The sequence below is a fragment of the Giesbergeria sinuosa genome (assembly GCF_042652905.1).
Classification (GTDB): Bacteria; Pseudomonadota; Gammaproteobacteria; order Burkholderiales; family Burkholderiaceae_C; genus Simplicispira; species Simplicispira sinuosa.
The window spans coordinates 186,660-207,777 of the sequence record NZ_JBHSHJ010000001.1 but is presented as its reverse complement, the minus strand read 5'-3'; the positions used below and the strand labels follow the sequence as shown (position 1 = coordinate 207,777).

The window sequence follows — 21,118 nt, the reverse complement described above, 5'->3', positions numbered from 1 at the left end:
CACCACAGGGGTGGGTGCTTGCCTGATGCCCTCAGGCCAAGAGGAGCACTTGGCTGGCAAAGGTACTGGCACTCAAATTCAATACGCCAGCCAACTTGACGATGGTATCGGCAGCCTCCATCGTGTTGCCTGCCCCCACATCATCAACGATATAGGTATTGCCGTTATACACCCCCCATTTCACATCACTGTCATTGCCCACCAACAGCGCATCAAGCGCCGCTTGCTCAGAGACTGCACCGCTCAAATCCACCTTGGTGGCCGTGAAGGCTCCCGCCGTGCTGCCAAACTTAATGGCATCGCCCTTGGCCAAATCGGTAATTGTGGTGATATTGGCATGGGCCGTGGCACCCGCCACGGCCAACGAAACATCAAAAATGTCGTTACCTGCATTACCCGTGAGCTTGGTGCTGTTCAAGCCCGCTTTGAGGGTGTCGGTGTTGCTGCCGCCTATGAGAATATCGCCCAACATAGAATTGGCAGCATAAGCTGCTTGGTTGGCCGTGACGTTGAGCTTACCCGTCAGGGCTGTGCCATCTATTTTGTGGCCCGTGGTAGTGGCATCTGCCACCGCCGTGATGGTCAGGTCTTTAGACCCCGTGATAGTCACTACGGCGTTATCACGCAAAATCAGGTGGTTGATGGTGCTATTGCTGTTGCTGCCCAAGGCCACCAAACTAAATCCAGACAGTGTTAAATTGCCACCCACGGTACTGGCACCTATATTAAAAGCCAGATCATTGACCCCCACAGCGGCAGCCACCGTAATATCGGTGGCATGGCTGGTGGTTAAATTAACGGTAGTGCCAGTAGCCACCTGATTGATCACTTGGGCCGCATTACCATCCAATGAATAAATTTTGTAACCAGCCAATTGGCTCGCATCCACCGTTACTGCAGCAATTAACCCCAGCACTTCAAAATTCTTAGCCGCATTGAGGGCTGTGTATTCGTTGGCAAGCAGCGCCCCATCGTTTAAGCTGATTTTGTCAGTGCTGCCTGCACCACCATCCAGTTGCGCCCCCGAGGCCAGCGCCTGCAAACCATTGTCGGCCAGCTTGAGGTTATCGTTACCGGCACCCCCAGAGAACGCAAAAGCAGCATCAGGGGCGGCTGCCAAGGTTAGGCTGTCGTTCGCAGCGCCACCCGCAAAGGCAAAAGCAGCCGTTGTGCCTGCAGCTACGGTGATGCCTACACTGCCCGTGCTGGCAGACGCATCTACCACCTTGAGCACACCAGCCCCACCAGACGACACAAAATTGGTGCTCACCGTCAATGCCTTGTCGCCGGTAATGACGAGCTTGCTGGTTTGTGCCCCCAAGGTCAAGGTAGAAACCTTGTTGGCGGCCCCCGTTGAGGCCAGTTGCACGGTGCTGGCGGCGGTGTTGCTCACGGTCAGGCTTTGCACAGCACCCGCCGAGGCACTGCTCTGGTAACCATTGAGGGCCAAATTCAGCACCGCATCGGTAGAACTGGCAGACCAAGTTACAGCCCCCGCAGTACCGGCCCCGGTGGTGCCCGTGGCCAAACTCAACGATTGGCCGGTGGTAGTAGTGATGGTTTGGCCATTGATAGCCACTGCATCGTCAATGATCACTTTCTCTATGCCAGACACAGCCTTGCTGTACAAGGAAGACGACAAATCCAAGGCCGCGTTGGCCGCAATGACCAATTGCAGCACCTCTACACCAGTGATGGTGTCAGGCATTTGGCTGACATCATAGGTGCCATACATTTTGAGGGTATCCATGCCTGCCCCTGCACGAATGCGATCTACAACACTCAAAGTGCCGGGCGGCGATGTAGAAAACACGCCAATAATGGTGTCATCCCCTGCTGTGCCAGTGAGTAGGTCAATGGCCGTAGTGAAAATCAAGGTTTCGCCCGGCACGGGAGGCACCAACACTGTGAAATTCAACCCGGTGACGTTGCTGATGCCAGCATAGGGGTTGCCTGCAGCATCAAACACTGCTGTGGCTGGGACATTCACGTAGTAAGACGCCCCCACCTTCAAATTGGCGGTTGGGTTGATGGTGAGCACTGCACCTGCCACAGACACCTGGGCAGCATCGGTTATTGCAATGGTGCGGGTATCGCTGGCCTCTATCGTGTTGACCAGGGTGATGAAGCCAGCCCCTAACACCACGTTTTCAGAAAACGTCAGGGCCAAATTGCTGGCGGCGGCCAAGGTGCTGGAATCATCGGCCGGATTGGAACTTAGCAAGGTAGGGGCTGTGATGTCGGCCACGGCCAGCTGACCCACAATGTCTGCCACTTTGTTGCCTGCCGCATCTTGCAACGCCTCTGCTATGGCGGGTGCAGCATAGCTCACCTTGACTGCACCAGAAGGCAGCGCCGCCAAGGTCAGAATCACCTGAGAGCCACTCACTGTGACCGACCCGACGCCAATAGAAGTATTGGCCGCATCCACCACATTAAACGCCGTTGCATACACGATTGCACCGGCCTTGAACGCTTCATTAAAGTTGAGCTTGACGGTGGTGCCAACCGCCGCAGCGGCCAGCAACTTGGGAGCTACATCGTCTACATCGGTCACTTGGATAGCCATATTGGCTACCGCCGAGGTGTTGCCAGCCGCATCTTTGGCCACCACGCCAAGGGCAAAGGCATTGGGGGCGGTTTCATAATCGTTAGCAGCAGTGGCCGCCGCACCGGCTTCGGTCAGGGTAATGTTGCCTGCAGCATCTATGGCAAAGTAGCCACTGCTGTTGCCGGTGGCGATTTCAAAGGCCGTCACACCCACCCCGTCGGTGGCTGCCACCGTACCCACCCCATAGCCAGCGGCTTGGTTTTCGGCATAAGAAAAAGTGGCACTGCTGACCACAGGGGCCGTCATGTCGGCCAGCGGATCGATTGCTACGGTATTGGTGGGGTCTACCGAATACAAATAAGACTGCGTGATGGCATGGTTCCAAGCAGCTGCCGCAGGGGCATAAGCGGCCAGACTGCCCCCAGCCCCCTCTAAGCCCACCAAGATTTGGCCCAACTGCCAGACCAGCAAGCCACGGCCATCGGTGCCCACAGCAGCAAAGCGTTCAACCAAAGCGGCCTCCAGATCCGCATTGGGCAACACTCCCATGTTGCCCAATACCTTGTGGGCCAAGGCAGCATCGCTCAAAGTGGCAAAGCTGGCACCAAACTGGGCCGCAAACGCGGTTTGGCTCGCTGCTGTGCTGCCAGCGGCCTTGACTTGGTTTTGGAAGATCAGATGACCAGGCGTGGTGTTGTGGAACGCACGGTTGAGGAACGTGACAACGGCTGCGGCACCAAACACGGTTTGAGACATGAACTTCCTTCACTTATTGAAACTTAACACAAATGAGAATAGATATCATTATAATTAAATTTAAGACAAGGACTCAACAAGGTTACATGCTGGGCAACGTTGGGTGGCACGCAACCCCATCTGCGATGGCAAACCTCTATTTTTTCAAAACCAAACTCTGTACCCAATCTAACTGCCTAGGCAAGCACACAGTTTGTAAATCGTAATGCTGCTGGGCAAATGAGCGGGCATTGGCACCTAGGTGCTGGCGGGTGATAGGGTCGGTCAGCAAGCTGCACACCTCGTTGGCTAGAGCGGCTGGGTCAAAGAAATCAACCAAACGGCCTGTTTGATTTTGCATGATGGCCTCATGCAGGGGCTGGGTGTTGCTGGCAACGATGGCACAACCGGTGCTCATGGCTTCTAGCAGGCTCCAACTGAGCACAAATGGGTAGGTAAGGTACACATGTACCGTGCTGAGTTGCAACAGCGGAATGAAATGCTGGTACGGGACATGGCCCAAAAAATGCACTCGGCTCCAATCGGCATCACTGATACGCGGGCGTACCTCGGCAGCAAAAATATCTTTCCATTTGGCAGCACCGTAACGCTGTGGGTCAGGTTTGGCCCCATAGCTCACATCATCCCCCCCCACCATCAACACACGTGCCTGTGGGCGACGTTGCAACAGTTCAGGCAATGCGCGCATGAAGGTGTGATAGCCCCGATACGGCTCTAGGTTGCGGTTGACAAAAGTGACTACCTCATCTTGGCGTGTGAGGGTAATGACTCCAGCAGCCGTATTGAGCGTGAGGGCTACCTGTGGGTTGGGGGCAATGGTTACCGTATCAATGCCATCATGGACGACGGTGATTTTGCTGCGAAACGGCTGCGGAAAAGTGCTGGCCTGCCACTGGGTAGGGCTGATACCCGCATCGGCCACTTCAAAATGGAGCAGATTGTTCAGGTTTTTCAAGCGCAGGCGACAGGCATCACCGGTATCGGTGGCCGGAAACTCTGGATCGAAGCCCACATCCGCCCCTTGCGGATGGTAAAAAAACTCGCAGTAAATTCCTAACCTGGCTTGGGGCCAAACCTCTTTCAGGAACAAACTCTCACCCCAACCGGGGTGGGCAATGATGACATCGGGCATAAAGCCTTGGGCCTTGAGTTGCAAGGCAGCCCGAAAACAAGCCTCGGCCCGAATGGTTTTGGTCTCAAAGTCCACTACCCACGGATGCACCTGCGGCGTGCTACCCCGGCTGGCCGTATAGGGCACCAACTGCACCCCCTGCCAATAGCTGGCTTGCACCTTTTGCATAGTCATCGCCAGCACGACATGGCCCTGCTGCACCAAGGCAGGAGCCAAATGCTTGAATTGGCCTGGGAAGTTTTGGTGGATAAAAAGAATCTTCATTGCGAGTGGTCAGCTCTTAGGAGAAGTCAGCGGAAAATGCGCTTGGGCCAGTGCTCGCATCTCGGCCTCGGTACGGGCAGATTTGCTGGCCACCGCAAATAAATCAAAAAACGGTGCCCGACCACGGGCCATACTGGCAACCGTTTGAAAACCGCAGGCACGCAGGGTACCATCCAGCACATTTTGCGTAAAACCGCAGCGGTGGGCCATATAGAGATTACCCTGAGCCATAGAGTGACGATAACCGTACAGAATATCTATGGGGGCAATCGGGCCAGCTGGGGATGTATAAGCTGCCTCCAACAATTTCCCCTCTGCTACTAAGGCACACACACTTTTTAAATCGGGGCAAGTAATAATAGCAAAACCATCTGGCTTGAGCACCCGCAAAAATTCTTTGAGCGCAACGGGCACCTCATGGGGATACAAGTGCTCTATATTATGGCTTGAATAAACAGCATCGACAGAAATATCAGCCACCGCTGTCATGTCGGTCATGGTACCTAATAGATCAGGCTGAACAGATTCATCGATGTCAAAACGCAGTTCATGCCAATTAGATTTATAAAATCCTGGGGTGGTTTGATTTTTACGTTTTTGACCACAACCAACATGTAAAAAAATTGGCACTTTCAATTTCCTTCTAATGGTCGGATTCACGATCCAATTAAAAGGCCTCTGCCATCTACAAGATGGCAGAGGCCAGACTATTTCTTATCAACACCCCTCAAAATGATGAGAAATGTTGACGAAGAAAATTAAGCCACAAACAGAATGTCAGTTCCGGTCAAGGTCAAACCAGTACCAATCAAAGCAATGTCAACCACTGCTGTGGCACCTGCTGTACCGTCAACGTCGATAGACAAAAGACCTGTTGTGCTGTTGTACAAGAACTGTGCAAAGGCTGCGGTTGCAACCTGTGCACCAGCACCTTGAACAAGCGCACCAGCAAGCAAGGTAGAACCGTTTGTTGTCAATGGAATGGTAGTGACCAAATTACCAGCCACACCGACAAAACCGGTGATCGCAGCAATATTGCTATAGTCAAAACGCAACACATCACCATTGAGACCAGCGATTGGTGCATTGTCAAGAGCAGTCGTGTTTTGAGCAGCAGTACCGTAGTCGGTAATAGTTTCAGTCACGCTCCAATCAGCCACAGTCTCGTACACAAAGATGTCATTACCTGTACCGCCTGTGACGGTATCGGCACCGGCACCACCAGTGATAACATCAACACCAGCACCACCCACCAAACTGTCGGTACCAGCACCACCACTCAAGGTATCGCTGTTTGCACCACCCGTGATGGTATCGTTAGCATTACCACCAGTGACACTTACCGTACCATTGGTTGCAAAGGCCGTTGAAGCATCAAAAGCAAGGGTAGAAGCATTATCAATTGTGACCTTCAGCGTCTGACCTGCAAATGCAGTGCCTGACAACACGTCAGTACCCACACCCCAATCGGTAATTTCATCAGTATCTGCTGCTGTAGTAGTAATGATAAAAGTGTCATTATCAGCACCACCAGTCATGGTATCGTTACCAGTACCACCAGTGATAGTGTCATTACCGGCACCACCCACCAAACTATCGGTACCAGCACCACCCACCAAACTATCGGTACCAGCACCACCACTCAAGGTATCGCTGTTTGCACCACCCGTGATGGTATCGTTAGCATTACCACCAGTGACACTTACCATACCGTTGGTTGCAAAGGCCGTTGAAGCATCAAAAGCAAGGGTAGAAGCATTATCAATTGTGACTTTCAGCGTCTGACCTGCAAATGCAGTACCTGACAGCACGTCTGCACCCACACCCCAATCGGTAATTTCATCAGTATCTGCTGCCGTCGTAGTGATATCAAAAGTGTCAGCATCCGCACCACCAGTCATGGAGTCATTTCCTGCACTACCAATCAAGGTGTCGTTACCTGCAGCTGCACTGATCGTATCGTTACCAGCCAAACCATCAATACGATTGGCACTTGCATCACCAACCAGTGTGTCATTGCCGAGCGTGGCTCCAGTCGCAAAAGAACTCACATACAACAGCTTGGTCGCAGCATCATAGGTCACGCTATTGGTAGCATGACCCATCAATTTAATAGCAAAGTCACTGGAGGTATCGTAGGCACCATTGCCATTCAGATCAAAACGCAACTCAAGATCCGCACCATTAGTTACCGCAGCAATGTTAGTAGTGGCACTCAAAGTAGAACCAATCGCTACATTGGCTCCTGCACTACCCAGCACCGTACCAGTCACTTTCAAAGCGTTCAACACTGCTGTGTCAAGTGTGATGACATCGCTAGTTGCACCCAAAGAAGCACCCACGCCTTGGACACCATAAATGGTGTCCACATCGCCTGCACTCAGATCACCTGTACCCAAAGCTGTTGCTGTATACACAAACACATCACGCTGTGCCGTTGCACCTGCATCAACCACAATGGTGTCACTACCCTTGCCTGCACGGAAGGTATCGCCAGAGGTAGTGCCATTGCCGGTACCAGTCAACGAGTCGTTTTGCGCCGAACCGATCAGCAGCGCGCCACCGCCAGTAACGTCTGCGCTCAGGTTGACCGTGGCACCAATGTCACTGCTGCTGTTAACCAAACCGCTGGCATCCACTTCCGTCAGGCCAGTGGTCGTGGCATCGGTGGTGATCGCAATAGCATTATCACCAGTGATCACCAGCTTTTCCAAATCAGTCGCAACCAATGTCGCAATCGAATTCTGCTCGGTTGCAGCAGCAGTACCATCGCTGGTGGACTTGAGGTTAAGCACGTCCACATTAACGAAAGTCAGAGTTCCGACATCGATACCATCGGCATCTACACCCGTACCTACTACACCGCTGTTATTGTTCAGTTCAATGGTGGCAGTATCGGAAACACCACCAGCCAAGAACGACTTTCCAGTCAGCGTAATATGGTCGGTTTCGTCAGTCAATTCCAGCTTGGTATTAGCCAAGGCACCTGCATTCAGGTTATTGACTGTGAAAGTGTTACCAGCAGTAGTCTCACCACCCGAAATCGTCAAACCTGTCAGAGCATTGTTGGCGATGATGCTATCCACATCATAGATGGGGCTGTTATTCACCGTCGCACGCACTTCCAACACCTCAAAACCCTTAACATTCGCGGCGTTGGTGGTCGTCAACAGAGTAGAGGCACCTGTGACAGCCTCTGAAATGCGCAGGGTATCAGTGCCAGTACCGCCATCGAGCTTGTCATTGGCGGTCAGGTTCGCACCTTGCACATCCACACGGTCATTGCCCGAACCGCCAGCAAAAGTCACATTGATACCTGCACCATCGTCAAGCACCACGCGCACGCCGCCGGAGTTGTCAGTGGCGGTGAAGGTAGTAACGCCTTCGATTTCATTGGTGATGGTCAGTTGCTTGTCACCCTTGAAAGTAATGGTGCGCAGGTTGGCCAAGTTGGCTTGTTCGCCACCATCATCGTAATCACCATCCGCATTGCCATCGGTCAGCACTTGGAAGTCATTGATGGTGCTAGCACCGGTGCCAGTCGTGGAGACTTCGTAGGCCGAGAAACCATCAGTGATATCCAACACGTCCAGACGGGCTGCTTCCAAGTTGATCTTGGCAGTGCCAGTGTTCTTGCCAGATTGGTAAGTCACCTTCAAGTCAGCAGGGGCTGCTGTATTGCCACCGACCACACCGATAGCCGCATTAGCACCCACGTTGGTCACAGTCAGCGTGGAGGTGCTGTTGTTGTTGGTCAGGTTTTCCAACTCAGTTACGTTGATGGCGTTAAACACCACTTCGTTAGCTGTGTTAGCGTTCTGCACCTTGAAGGTTTCAACTTCGCGCGAGGTCAGAATATAAGTGGCATCGGCACCGGCAGCAAAGGTCAGGCGGGCGGTGTCTTTGCCGCCGTTGCCATCGATCACATCAGCCGCTTGCACCGAGGCGTTGTCACCAATGAAGGTGTCATCGCCGCTTTCGCCAGCCTTGGCATCCGTTTGGTTGGTCAGGGCCAGTTCCAGCGGTGCAGCAGCGTCGTCGGCCGTGTTGTTGGTCACGGTCACGGACACATTTTGCGTCGTGGCATTGCCTGCACCGTCGGTGGCTTTGATACCCAGTGTGAAGCTATTGGGCAGGGTTTCAAAGTCGTTGGCAGCACCTGCCAAGCCAGCGGCGGTCAGGGTCAGCTTGCCTTCATTGCTGATGGCAAAGAAGCCTTCGGTGTTGCCCGACACAATGCTGAAAGTAGACACGCCTGTGGCATCGGTAGCCACCACAGTGCCCAGCACATCTGCGGCGTCATCGGCAAAACCTTCCTTGTAGGAGATGGTTTGGCCCGCAGCAAAGGTGGGAGCAGTCACGTCGGTCACCAAGGCGGCGGCAGCGATGGCGGCCAGGGCATTGGGGGTGGCGGCCTTGTCGGTCAGGCTGGTGCCGGTGTAGTCAACGGTGTAGCTTTGGCCAGCGGAGGGGGCCGAAGCCAGGGTCAGAACGACCGACTTGCCTTGCACTTCCACCTTATTGATGGTCACTTCACCAGCGCCGCCAGCGATCTTGACCTTGAAGTCGGCCACGGCAGGGCTACCTTGCAGGTCTTCATTGAAAGTCAGGGTGGCAGTGGTGCCCACGATCACAGCAGAAGTCAGGGTGGGGGCAGTGTCATCCACATCCTTGACTTCGAGCTTGACTTCAACGGCGTCGGACTTGTTGCCTGCAGCGTCCACGGCCTTGACCTTGAGGGTGAAGGTGTTGGCGGCAGCGGTGCCGGTGTCGTCTGCATCGTTGGCGGTGGAGGCCAGGCCAGCGGTGGTCAGGGTGATTTTGCCGTCGGCGCTGATGGCAAAGAAGCCAGCATCGTTGCCTTCGGAAATTTCAAAGCCAGTCACGGCCTTGTTATCACTGGCGGTGACGGTGGCCAGCACGGCATCGGCTACTTGGTTTTCGTTGTAATTGACGGTGGCTGTGGGGGCTGTAGCCACAGGCTTGACTGTATCACTCTGTGGATCGGTAGTGGCTGTATTGGCAGGGTTGATCGAGTAGGTATAGGACTCGGTTACTTCAGTATTCCAAGCAGCAGCCGCAGCGGAGAAAATGGCCAGATCGCCGGTCGCACCTTCCAAGTTAGCCAAGATTTGGCCCAGTTGCAGCACCACGACGCCACGGGCATCGTTGCCTACGGAGGCGAAGTAGTCGGTCAGGGCAGTGACCAAGTCGGCATTGGGCAACACGCCCATGTTGCCCAGCACCTTGGTAGCCAAATCGGCATCGCTCAGGCTAGAAAAGCTTTGACCGAACTGTGCAGCAAAGGCGTACTGACTGGCTGGAGTAGCACCTGCCGCCTTGACTTGGTTCTTGAAAACCAAATTGCCGGGGGTAGTATCGTTGAACGCACGGTTCAGGAAAGTAACAACGGCGGCAGCGCCGAATACGGTTTGGGACATGAGTCTCTCTTTGCGAAGTTTCGGGTAAAAACAAGTTGATCCACAGGGATTGCCTATGCGGACTATGACAACATCCACTGGCAAAACACCCACCTGGCTTGCTTGACCATTATCACATGGCACCTTGCACAATGTCCTTGTCTACACTCACGGCGATACCGTTGTCGTGGCTTGGAAGATACAAGCTTTGTGAGTGTTGCTGGGGAACACCTCCGCCCAAACCTCACCCCTACCGCATAGGCTAGGTTACACGTCTACCCTATCCCATTCAATCCACATCAATGCCTACATGAAAAAACCGCCTTACCCCCGAAGGGATAAGGCGGCAGACACAAACCGAGTTATGAAACCCGGTGGTGTGTGGCTTGATTACCGCGCAATGTTGGGTTACACGCAACCCAACTTACGAGAAAGATTAAGCCACGACAGTGAAGGTGAACACATCGGTAGCAGCGTTGTACACCAAGGTATCGTTCGTACCCGTACCCACCAAAGTGATTTGGTAGTCAGCACTGGCGGTATAAGCACCGTCACCGTTCAGGTCAATTTGTACGACCATATTGCCACCAGCTTGTGCGGCAGCAACGTTAGTCGTGGCGCTCAGGGTTGTGCCATGGATGTTGACGTTACCAGCCGATGCACCCAGAACCACGCCACCGCTCTTGAGCAAACCTTCGAGAGTCGCCGAGAAGTCCAAGGTCACGGTATCACCAGCCGCAACACCTGTCAGGGTAACGGTGCTGGCATTACCGGCCTTGACATCACCGGCATTCAGGGCAGTAGCATCAAACTTCAGCGTATGCGCCGCAGTACCACCACCCTGAACAGTCACAGTGTCAGTACCACCACCCAAATACAGAGTAGAAGTCAGGGTCGCAGCATTGTCGAGTTTGATAGTGTCGTCTTGGGCAGTACCCTTAACCAACAACGAGACGATAGCAGACGCACTTGTGTCAACAGAGAACGCAGCACCGTTCAGGCCAGATGCATCAATTTCAGTCGGCAGAGTGCCTGCAGCAGTGGCGAGAGAAATCGCTTCGTCGCCAGTGATAGCAATTTTTTCCAAATCGGAAGCAGCCAAGGAAGTGATGCTGTTTTGCTCTGCACCACCAATGGTTTTGGTTGGAGTGCCATCGCTGGTGGACTTGAGGTTAAGCACGTCCAAATTAGCGAAAGTCAGAGTTCCGACATCGATACCATCGGCATCTACACCCGTACCTACTACACCGCTGTTATTGTTCAGTTCAATGGTGGCAGTATCGGAAACACCACCAGCCAAGAACGACTTTCCAGTCAGCGTAATGTGGTCGGTTTCGTCAGTCAATTCCAGCTTGATGTTAGCCAAGGCACCTGCATTCAGGTTATTGACTGTGAAAGTGTTACCAGCAGTAGTCTCACCACCCGAAATCGTCAAACCTGTCAGAGCATTGTTGGCGATGATGCTATCCACATCATAGATGGGGCTGTTATTCACCGTCGCACGCACTTCCAACACCTCAAAACCCTTAACATTCGCGGCGTTGGTGGTCGTCAACAGAGTAGAGGCACCTGTGACAGCCTCTGAAATGCGCAGGGTATCAGTGCCAGTACCGCCATCGAGCTTGTCATTGGCGGTCAGGTTCGCACCTTGCACATCCACACGGTCATTGCCCGAACCGCCAGCAAAAGTCACATTGATACCTGCACCATCGTCAAGCACCACGCGCACGCCGCCGGAGTTGTCAGTGGCGGTGAAGGTAGTAACGCCTTCGATTTCATTGGTGATGGTCAGTTGCTTGTCACCCTTGAAAGTAATGGTGCGCAGGTTGGCCAAGTTGGCTTGTTCGCCACCATCATCGTAATCACCATCCGCATTGCCATCGGTCAGCACTTGGAAGTCATTGATGGTGCTAGCACCGGTGCCAGTCGTGGAGACTTCGTAGGCCGAGAAACCATCAGTGATATCCAACACGTCCAGACGGGCTGCTTCCAAGTTGATCTTGGCAGTGCCAGTGTTCTTGCCAGATTGGTAAGTCACCTTCAAGTCAGCAGGGGCTGCTGTATTGCCACCGACCACACCGATAGCCGCATTAGCACCCACGTTGGTCACAGTCAGCGTGGAGGTGCTGTTGTTGTTGGTCAGGTTTTCCAACTCAGTTACGTTGATGGCGTTAAACACCACTTCGTTAGCTGTGTTAGCGTTCTGCACCTTGAAGGTTTCAACTTCGCGCGAGGTCAGAATATAAGTGGCATCGGCACCGGCAGCAAAGGTCAGGCGGGCGGTGTCTTTGCCGCCGTTGCCATCGATCACATCAGCCGCTTGCACCGAGGCGTTGTCACCAATGAAGGTGTCATCGCCGCTTTCGCCAGCCTTGGCATCCGTTTGGTTGGTCAGGGCCAGTTCCAGCGGTGCAGCAGCGTCGTCGGCCGTGTTGTTGGTCACGGTCACGGACACATTTTGCGTCGTGGCATTGCCTGCACCGTCGGTGGCTTTGATACCCAGTGTGAAGCTATTGGGCAGGGTTTCAAAGTCGTTGGCAGCACCTGCCAAGCCAGCGGCGGTCAGGGTCAGCTTGCCTTCATTGCTGATGGCAAAGAAGCCTTCGGTGTTGCCCGACACAATGCTGAAAGTAGACACGCCTGTGGCATCGGTAGCCACCACAGTGCCCAGCACATCTGCGGCGTCATCGGCAAAACCTTCCTTGTAGGAGATGGTTTGGCCCGCAGCAAAGGTGGGAGCAGTCACGTCGGTCACCAAGGCGGCGGCAGCGATGGCGGCCAGGGCATTGGGGGTGGCGGCCTTGTCGGTCAGGCTGGTGCCGGTGTAGTCAACGGTGTAGCTTTGGCCAGCGGAGGGGGCTGAAGCCAGGGTCAGAACGAGTGACTTGCCTTGCACTTCCACCTTATTGATGGTCACTTCACCAGCGCCGCCAGCGATCTTGACCTTGAAGTCGGCCACGGCAGGGCTACCTTGCAGGTCTTCATTGAAAGTCAGGGTGGCAGTGGTGCCCACGATCACAGCAGAAGTCAGGGTGGGGGCAGTGTCATCCACATCCTTGACTTCGAGCTTGACTTCAACGGCGTCGGACTTGTTGCCTGCAGCGTCCACAGCCTTGACCTTGAGGGTGAAGGTGTTGGCGGCAGCGGCACCGGTGTCGTCTGCATCGTTGGCGGTGGAGGCCAGGCCAGCGGTGGTCAGGGTGATTTTGCCGTCGGCGCTGATGGCAAAGAAGCCAGCATCGTTGCCTTCGGAAATTTCAAAGCCAGTGACACTGACGTTATCGCTGGCAGTGACGGTGGCCAGCACGGCGTCGGCTACTTGGTTTTCGTTGTAATTGACGGTGGCTGTGGGGGCTGTAGCCACAGGCTTGACCATGTCCAGCAGCGGATCTACCGTAGCAGTATTGGCGGGGTTGGTCGAATATTCAAACGACAGGGTAACTTCATTGTTCCAGGCAGTAGCGGCGGGAGCGAAGATAGCCAGATCGCCAGTAGCGCCTTCCAAGTTGGCCAAGATTTGGCCCAGTTGCAGCACTACGATGCCACGGGCATCGTTGCCCACGGAGGCGAAGTAGTCGGTCAGGGCAGTGACCAAGTCGGCATTGGGCAACACGCCCATGTTGCCCAGCACCTTGGTGGCCAGATCGGCATCGCTCAGGCTAGAGAAGCTTTGGCCGAACTGCGCAGCAAAAGCGTATTGACCAGCAGAAGAAGTGCCAGCAGCAGCCACCTGGTTTTGGAAGATCAGGTTGCCGGGAGCAGTGTTGTTGAACGCGCGGTTCAGGAAAGTAACGACGGCTTCTGCGCCGAATACGGTTTGAGACATGGTCTTCCTTTGCGAAGTTTCGGATGAAAACAAGTTGCTAAAGAGGGCCTGCCTTGGGGGGCTGGTACACCAGCCACAGCAAAACCCCACCTTACCAAGTTTGCCAAGGCATTATCACACGCAGTGCCGGAAAGCAATGCACCTGAACAACGCGGGTTTAGCCAACTTGGGGGGCAGTGTAGCGCGGGCACCACGCCCAGATGCGTGACCGGGATCACAGGTTGTGCGCGGCAGTGGCGACAAGGCAGAAAAGATGGGAGCGACCAGAGGCAGCCTAGCCTACCACTGCACCCGCAACCCAGCATACCCACCCCGGCTGTGCAGGGCAAACAGTGGCAGGCTGGCGCTTTGTGCTACGGCCTCCAAACCCACCAGTGCCGCCACATGGGGGGTCAGGGCATGTTGCACCTCGGCCCGCAGCGTAAGGCGGCTGGTGGTGCGGCGGCGGTAGTTCAGCAGCAGGGGGCTGTATCCGGTGGCATCACGGCTGTGGCTGGCTTCGGCATCCAGCAGCCAAGTGGTAGCAGCACTGCTGGCAACGCTGGCATGGGCGCGCAGGCTGTATTGGTCTTGCGCGCCTCCGGGGCGGGTGGTGTCGTGGGGGCGGTCTTGCCCAGCTCGGGCCGTCAGCTGCCAATACAAGCCACCACTGGGCAGGGTGCAACCCCATTGGCTGCTGATGCCAGCGTAGTGGCCCGAGAGCACCGCATTGCTGTGCAATTGGCGGTTTTGCCACTCCAACCCCAAGCGCAGGGCGCAGTGGCCGGTGATGGTGCTGGCAGGGGGCAGTTCTACCCCAGCATTCATGCCTTGGCTGGTGTAGCGGGTGCCTGCATGGCTTTGCAAGGTGGCTAGGGTGGCGCTGGCATAGTGCCCCCAAGTGGCAGGGGCCAAGACACCTGCGCGCGCAGCCGTGGCGGGGCGGATGTGTTCCAGTTGCAGTTCGGCCTGGGTGCTGTTGGCCGTGTTAAGGCGGGGGCTGTTGCGTTGCAGGGCTGCCGCTTGTAGTTCCCAACGGCTGCCATCAGCCTGTACGCGCACATGGTGCAGGCGCAGGTCGGTGCGGGTAAACCAGCCGGGGCGGGGGCGGCTGTTGGCATCCACTGGCAAGGTAATGCTTTCTGTGGGCAGGGTCAGGGTGATGCTGCCCAAGTTGGGTGCCCCCAGCAAATTGCTGTCATGGCCTAAACGCACGCCCGCACTGATACGGGTGCCTTGTGCAGGCACCGCGCCAGCGCCACTGGCCCAAAGTTGGCTGGTTTTTTGCAGGCCTTGGCGCAAGGTGGGGGGCAGTTGGGGGTGCTGCTGCAAGGCCAGCACCAAGTTCAGGGCCGAGGCCGTGTCACCGTGGCCCGCCAGAGCCAACGCATAGTCCAGCTGGGTGTCGGGGTTGTCTGGCTCAAACAGCAGGGCACGCTCCAAGGGGTCTACGGCCTCGGTGTAGCGTTGTTGCAGGTTATACAAGTGGCCCAAACGGGCCAGATACACCGGGTGGATATAGCAGCGTTGCAGGTGGGTGGCCAGCGCATCGGCATCTAGGGTGCTGAGCAGTGCAGGGCTGGTGCAAGCGGGGGAGGCTGGGGGTGGAGTGTGATCCGCCGCACTTTGTGCCTGCGCCTGCGCAGCGGCCCACCACAGCAAAGCCGCACCCATATAGGCGCAGCGGGGTAAGGCAGGGCAGCGGGTGGCGTTAATGGGCGTGGAGTTCGGCATCCAGTGGGTGGGCGTAAATATGATGGGGTACGCGCATACCATCCAACAAAAAAGTGCCCATAGACTGTAACCCGGCGCCGCCCACTTGGGCTGCCAGACCTTCGCCCACCAAGATGGGGTGGGATAAATCCGCCGTCATTTCTACCAAGCGGCTGGCAATGGTGACGGTGCGCCCCATTACCATGTGGGTGCGGCGGCTGGCCAGCCCAAAAGAGCCAGTCATGGCCGGGCCAGTTTCTACCCCCACGCCCAAACTCAACGGCTCCAGCCCGGCAGGGGCTGGGTCGGGCAGCACGCCCTGCACGGTGTGCAATAGCTCTATGGCAGCCTGCAAGGCTTGGCGGGCATGGTTGGTGCTGCTGGCGGTGTCGCCGTGGCGCAGGTCGCCGTTCCAGACGGCCAAGATGGCATCGCCCTGAAAGGCCTCGATGACACCACCGTGGCCCTGTACCACACGGGTGGCCGCGGCAAAGAAGGCGTGCAGCACGGCGGCGGCTTCTTCAGGGGGGCGGGCCTCGCAATAAGCAGAAAAGTTGCGGATGTCGGCAAACAATACGCTGACTTGGCGCGTTTGGGCTTCAATGGCGCTAGAGGGGCGTTGCAGTGCCAGTGCCGCCGCTACTGGAGCGGGCAGGTAGCTGGAGAGGTGGGCATAGAGGCGGTCACGGTCAAGGCGGCTTTGGGCATGGGCCAGCACCCCCAAATACATACCCGCCAGCAGCACCAACAGCACCGGAGCCGTCCAACCCAGCCACAGGCCGCCCACGGTGTGCAAGACGCCGTGCAACAACCACAGCAGCAAAGCAATGCCTGCCCCAGCCACGGGCAGCAAGTAGATTGGCACGCGGCGGGCGCGGGCGGCCATGCGGTGCGACACGGGCCCATGCTGTGGCAAAACCGCCGGGTGCATCAGGGCATAGAGCAGTGCCACACCACACAGTGCCGCCAAAGCTTGCAACAGCGGGGCAGCACGCGGGGTGGCAGGCACACGCCCATCCATCAGGGCCATCAGCAATTGGGCATGGGCCTGCAAACCAGAGACTGCACCCCCAAAGGGGGTGGCAATGGTGTCGTTGAGGCCAAAGGCGCTGCTGCCCACCAGCACCCAGGCACCCGCGACCAGTGGCGGCGGAATGCGCCCTGCCAACACATCTGCCGCAGAGAAGCTGATAAAGCTGTCGGGGTGCAAACGCCACGGGATGCGCACATCGCCTTGCTCGTTCAAGGGCACTGCGCCTAGCACGGGATTGCCCGTGAGCAGCCAAGGTGCCTGCAACCAGTGGCCGCGTTGCAGGCTCAGACGGGGTTCGGCACCGGCGTGCATCAGTGCTGCCAGTGCCAATGCCGGGTAGGCCCGGCTGCCCATGCAAATGATGGCGGGCTGGTGGCGCAAAATTCCATCACGGGCAATGCGTGGGGTGATATGGCCTACAGACATAGGCGTGGTGGAAGGGCTGCCACTGCCCAAGGGGGGCTGCGACAACAAGGCTGCTGTATTAGCCAAATAACCCTGTGCCTGCCCAAAGGGCGCGGGGCAGGTGGGCCAGTCTAGCCCACCTGCCAATTGGCCCACCGAGGGGGTTCCCCCCTGCTCCAGTGCAAACACTTGCGCCAATACCGGCTGGTGCTGGGCAATGGCTTGGGCCAACGCGGCATCGTCAGGGCGGGGGGTGGTAAAAACGACATCCAAAATTTGCTGGCGGGCGCCCAGTTGGGCCAGTTGCTCCACCAAGCGGGCTTGGGTAGCACGGGGCCAAGGCCACGGGCCGATTTCAGAGAGGCTGCGCTCGTCTATGTCTACCACCACCAAGCGGCGCTCTTGGGTGTGTTCTGCCGTCCAAGCCCAAGCCCAATCGCCTGTGCGCTCTTCTAATGCTTGCAACCACGGAGCCGCCAGCAATTGCAGGGCCAGCCAGCTCAGACTCGCCAGCAGCAGCCCCCCCAAAAACACCCCGTGGCGCTGGATTTGTCGGAAATAGCGCACTTAACGGCCCCAGAGGGTGACGCCCTGCAACATGTCGGAGCCTATGGCTTTTTGGAAGGCGTAACCTGCTTCGCGGCCATCAGGGGTCAGGGCACCCGCCAGGGTGGCATTGCCCGCCGTGGCCTGCAACAGGCCACTGGGTAAGACGGTGCCGCTGGCATTGACGTTTTGGGTGCCAATGCGGACGTTGTTGACATACAACTGGGTGCCAAAGGTGCTGCGGCTAAAGTCTACCGTCAGGCTGCCATTGACAACCTCTACAGCTTCTGCGGGCCGGCCAATGCCGCGCCAGAGATGCGCCGTGGCATCGGCCAGCCGGAAATTGACGACTGGCTCGCTTGCATTGTTGGTTGCCAATGCAGTGTTGCCGCCGGGAGCGCGGTAGAGCACATAGGAAGCACTGCTTGCCACCTTTTCTAGCCCGGCGGCCAGCGCATCTTGCAGGGAGTGGGTAAAGGTGTCGCTGTCGGGTTTATTAACCCAGCTATAGCGCACCCAGGCCAACTGGTTGACTTGTGGCGGCAGCACCACTGGCGGCAGCACAGGCTCGGAGATCTGGGGAGGCACTGGCACCGGCTCTGGTGCCGGAGCTGGTGTGGGCACTGGCACCGGTGCGGGCGCAGGCGCTGGTGCCTGCGGCGGGGGTGGCACATAGGCGGCCACGGTGGCACCCAAATTCTCGTTGGCCAGGCTTTTGGCGCTGGCTGGCTCGGGGGAGGCGGCCACATCTGCCGCATGGGCTGTAGTGGTGGCTACGCCTGCCTCGGGGAGTGCCCGCGCCATAGGGCGCATGGGTGGGTGGGGCAATGGCCCTGTGGCTACCAGCACAGGGGCGCTCTGGCTGCGGGCCAGCTCCAACATTTGGCCTTTCATGTCGGCAGTGAGGAGTTTTTCACTGCCATTCAAGCAGGGGCCTACACTGGCGCTACAGTCGCCCAACAGCGGGGCCACGGTGATGGCACCGGTATAGACGGTGGCGGCAGTGGTGTCGGCATGGGAGCGGACAATAAAGTCTGTACCCTTGACACCAATGGCAGCCACAGGGGTGTTGAGGCGAAACCGCTCACGGGCGGCCTCACCCCAAGCGCCAGTGATGGAGCGCACCACGCCTTCATCCAGGCGGAACTTGATGGCCCCTTGCCGGGGCTGGTCTGCAGAGTGGCTGTAGCTCTCGATGTGCAGGCGACTGGCTGGGCGCACGCTCAGGCGGGCACCATCGACAAAACGCAACAGCACATGACCGCCCTCGCTGGTTTGGATACGATCTCCCACCCGAATGACCGCACCGCGCTCGAGCGCCCGTTGGGCACCATCGCTGCCCAGCGCACTGGCCACACCAATCACCATCGTGGCCTCTCCCACAATGGCTTGGGCACAAGCCCACCCACTGGCACCCAGACCGAGCACCAGCACAGACAAAGGAGCGAAATGGGCGTAGTGTTTCATGTTTGCCAATTTTTACGCAAAGCACCACATGTGCGCGTGACCCGCATCACACGCAATGTTTGCAGTCCTAGGCTAGCCTCGCCCCCTATACCTTTTTAACTCCCGTTTTTTTATCCATTGGCTTGGTTTTCATGTTGAGTGCCTCCCGTATCGAACAACTGACCGGTTTGCGGTTTTTGGCTGCGCTGGGGGTGTTGCTGTGCCATTGGTATATCTTGGCACCACAGATGGGGCCACAATTTCTGTTTGAGCTGGGAGGGCATGGCGTCACTTTGTTTTTTATTTTGAGTGGTTTTGTCCTGACTTGGCGCTACGACACCCACCAAGACACGCCCACCCCTACGGGACGCCCTACCCAACAGCCCTTGGATGGCACCTTGTTTGCCATTACCCGCGTGGCACGCATTGCACCGTTGTATTGGCTGGCGTTGCTCCTCACTGGGCTGGCCTATTGGCTGTTTAGCCCAGCCATTGCCTTGGGGCCAGCGCCCCAACATACGACCGACTGGGTGGTCGGTTGGGCCTTGAATATGCTGGCCTTGCAGGCATGGGTGCCCAATGAGTCGGTACAGCAGTTCTGGAATGCCCCAGGGTGGAGCATTTCTGCCGAGTTCTTTTTTTATGCCTGTTTTCCGTGGCTGTTGCAGCGCCACTGGCTCTCAGGGTCTGCCCAGTCGTTTGCGGGGGTGCTGGTATTTTTTGGCTTCTTGGTGGGGCTGTATCTGGTGGGATGGCCCCTGTGGAGCCATGAGGAAACACTCATGCTCTCGTTTGCCAGCCGCCTGCCCCTGTTGGGCTTGTTGCCTTTTGTCGTGGGCATGCTGTGTTGCAGAATGCTGCGCCGTCATCACAGTTGGCACCGCCATCAAAGCGGGTGGACGGTGGTGGTGGGGCTGCTGCTGGTGGGGACTGCGTGGCTAACCAACGTCTGGACAGATGCCCCTTTGCCGCTGCAAACCCAATTGCTGGTGTCGTATTTTATGTATGTACCACTGTTTGCCCTGCTGATTGTGAGCGTTGCCCTAGATGAAGGCCCAATAGGTCGGTGGCTGTGCAGTCCTACTCTGGTACTGCTGGGCAATGCCAGTTATGCCCTGTATTTGCTGCACTGGCTGCCTCTGGGCATGGCACTGCATTGGGTGGGGCCGGGCCAAGCCTCTCTGCCCATAGTGATGGTGGGAATGTTGGGCCTGATCGTGTTGTCAGTGGGAGCCTATTTGTGGTTTGAGGCTCCGCTGCGTGTGCGTGTGTCTACTGGGCTACAACGTTTGCTGTGCGATAACTCCCGAATGGTTTGAGAACCCATGCCTGTCTCACTCCAGTTGTTGTCGCAGTTCACATTGCTCCAGCCTTTGCCACGCGAGGCACTGGAGCCTTTGTCTACACGCATGAATTTGCGCCAGTTTGCCCGCCGGGGCATGGTCATGAGCAAAGACAGCCCAGTGCAGGAGCTAGGGTTTTTGGTGGACGGGCGCTTGCAAGGCGTGGACTTTACGGTGGATGGCCGCAGCGTAGGCATGTACTTTGTCGATCCCGGCGACTACTTTGGCGAGTTGTCGCTGGTGGATGGACAGCCCCCCTCGGAGTTTGTGGTGGCGGCGGTCAAGTCTACGGTGGCATTTTTGGATGCCACTGCGGCCCGAGAACTGATTTTGGGCCACCCCGCCTTGGCCCAAGCTGTGATGGTGCGACTGGCGCAGCGGGTGCGCACCGTGATGGCGCAGCGCACACTGCTGGGGCTGCCCAACCCGTTTCAACGCCTGTGCGTGCTGATCTTACAATTGCCTCAGCGCATGGTAGACGGGGTGGCCGAGATCGAGCAGCCACCCACACACCAGGAGTTGGCCATCATGATCAACGCCAGCCGCGAGACGGTGACGCGGGCGTTTCAACTGCTGTTTTTACACAAGGTGCTGGTGCGCGAGGGCAACGCCCTGCGCTTGACGCAGCCGGTTTTACTTAAAGATATTGCCGAAGGCCGGGCCGATCCGCCCAAGGCGTGAGCCTGCCCTGCCTGCGGTTTTTT

General features: G+C 56.9%; 10 protein-coding genes. 2 read left to right on the top strand and 8 right to left on the bottom strand.

Annotated elements, in window-relative coordinates; all coding sequences use genetic code 11:
* Window positions 1-31: 31 nt before the first annotated feature.
* The 8 genes from ACFO6X_RS00865 to ACFO6X_RS00830 all read right to left on the bottom strand — a co-directional run bounded on the left by ACFO6X_RS00865 (window position 32) and on the right by ACFO6X_RS00830 (window position 19,092).
* Complete coding sequence (locus ACFO6X_RS00865) at window positions 32-3,307, bottom strand: Ig-like domain-containing protein (protein WP_382429101.1); 3,276 nt, start codon at window positions 3,305-3,307, stop codon at window positions 32-34.
* Window positions 3,308-3,443: 136 nt separating this feature from the next.
* Complete coding sequence (locus ACFO6X_RS00860; RefSeq protein WP_382429099.1) at window positions 3,444-4,703, bottom strand: glycosyltransferase; 1,260 nt, start codon at window positions 4,701-4,703, stop codon at window positions 3,444-3,446.
* Window positions 4,704-4,712: 9 nt separating this feature from the next.
* On the bottom strand, window positions 4,713-5,363 hold the full coding sequence (locus ACFO6X_RS00855) for a class I SAM-dependent methyltransferase (RefSeq protein ID WP_382429097.1): 651 nt from the start codon (window positions 5,361-5,363) through the stop codon (window positions 4,713-4,715).
* A gap of 98 nt (window positions 5,364-5,461) precedes the next feature.
* Window positions 5,462-10,144, bottom strand: a complete 4,683-nt coding sequence (locus ACFO6X_RS00850) for a beta strand repeat-containing protein (RefSeq protein ID WP_382429095.1) — start codon at window positions 10,142-10,144, stop codon at window positions 5,462-5,464.
* A gap of 415 nt (window positions 10,145-10,559) precedes the next feature.
* Window positions 10,560-13,949, bottom strand: coding sequence for a beta strand repeat-containing protein (locus ACFO6X_RS00845; RefSeq protein WP_382429093.1), 3,390 nt, complete (start codon window positions 13,947-13,949; stop codon window positions 10,560-10,562).
* A 279-nt stretch (window positions 13,950-14,228) separates the two neighbouring features.
* Window positions 14,229-15,662, bottom strand: coding sequence for a tetratricopeptide repeat protein (locus ACFO6X_RS00840; RefSeq protein WP_382429091.1), 1,434 nt, complete (start codon window positions 15,660-15,662; stop codon window positions 14,229-14,231).
* Window positions 15,640-17,646, bottom strand: a complete 2,007-nt coding sequence (locus ACFO6X_RS00835) for a CHASE2 domain-containing protein (RefSeq protein ID WP_382429089.1) — start codon at window positions 17,644-17,646, stop codon at window positions 15,640-15,642. The genes ACFO6X_RS00840 and ACFO6X_RS00835 overlap by 23 nt, the downstream gene beginning before the upstream one ends.
* The gene (locus tag ACFO6X_RS00830; RefSeq protein ID WP_382429087.1) at window positions 17,647-19,092 is read right to left on the bottom strand and encodes a FecR family protein; all 1,446 of its coding nucleotides are present in this window, start codon (window positions 19,090-19,092) and stop codon (window positions 17,647-17,649) included.
* A 131-nt stretch (window positions 19,093-19,223) separates the two neighbouring features.
* On the opposite strand from ACFO6X_RS00830, the gene ACFO6X_RS00825 reads away from it, so the two are divergent.
* A complete protein-coding gene (locus ACFO6X_RS00825) occupies window positions 19,224-20,390 on the top strand; it encodes an acyltransferase family protein (RefSeq protein WP_382429085.1) in 1,167 nt (388 codons plus the stop codon).
* Window positions 20,391-20,396: 6 nt separating this feature from the next.
* Window positions 20,397-21,095 carry a Crp/Fnr family transcriptional regulator gene (locus ACFO6X_RS00820; protein WP_382429083.1) on the top strand — a complete coding sequence of 233 codons (699 nt, stop codon included), beginning with the start codon at window positions 20,397-20,399 and terminating at the stop codon, window positions 21,093-21,095.
* The last annotated feature ends 23 nt before the right edge of the window (window positions 21,096-21,118 follow it).

What these genes read in the sequence shown, in the direction of transcription:
- ACFO6X_RS00820 (WP_382429083.1), top strand. Translation starts at nt 20,397, where the DNA reads ATGCCTGTCTCACTCCAGTTGTTGTCGCAGTTCACATTGCTCCAGCCT.
- ACFO6X_RS00865 (WP_382429101.1), bottom strand. Translation starts at nt 3,307, where the DNA reads ATGTCTCAAACCGTGTTTGGTGCCGCAGCCGTTGTCACGTTCCTCAAC.
- ACFO6X_RS00845 (WP_382429093.1), bottom strand. Translation starts at nt 13,949, where the DNA reads ATGTCTCAAACCGTATTCGGCGCAGAAGCCGTCGTTACTTTCCTGAAC.
- ACFO6X_RS00860 (WP_382429099.1), bottom strand. Translation starts at nt 4,703, where the DNA reads ATGAAGATTCTTTTTATCCACCAAAACTTCCCAGGCCAATTCAAGCAT.
- ACFO6X_RS00850 (WP_382429095.1), bottom strand. Translation starts at nt 10,144, where the DNA reads ATGTCCCAAACCGTATTCGGCGCTGCCGCCGTTGTTACTTTCCTGAAC.
- ACFO6X_RS00840 (WP_382429091.1), bottom strand. Translation starts at nt 15,662, where the DNA reads ATGCCGAACTCCACGCCCATTAACGCCACCCGCTGCCCTGCCTTACCC.
- ACFO6X_RS00825 (WP_382429085.1), top strand. Translation starts at nt 19,224, where the DNA reads ATGTTGAGTGCCTCCCGTATCGAACAACTGACCGGTTTGCGGTTTTTG.
- ACFO6X_RS00830 (WP_382429087.1), bottom strand. Translation starts at nt 19,092, where the DNA reads ATGAAACACTACGCCCATTTCGCTCCTTTGTCTGTGCTGGTGCTCGGT.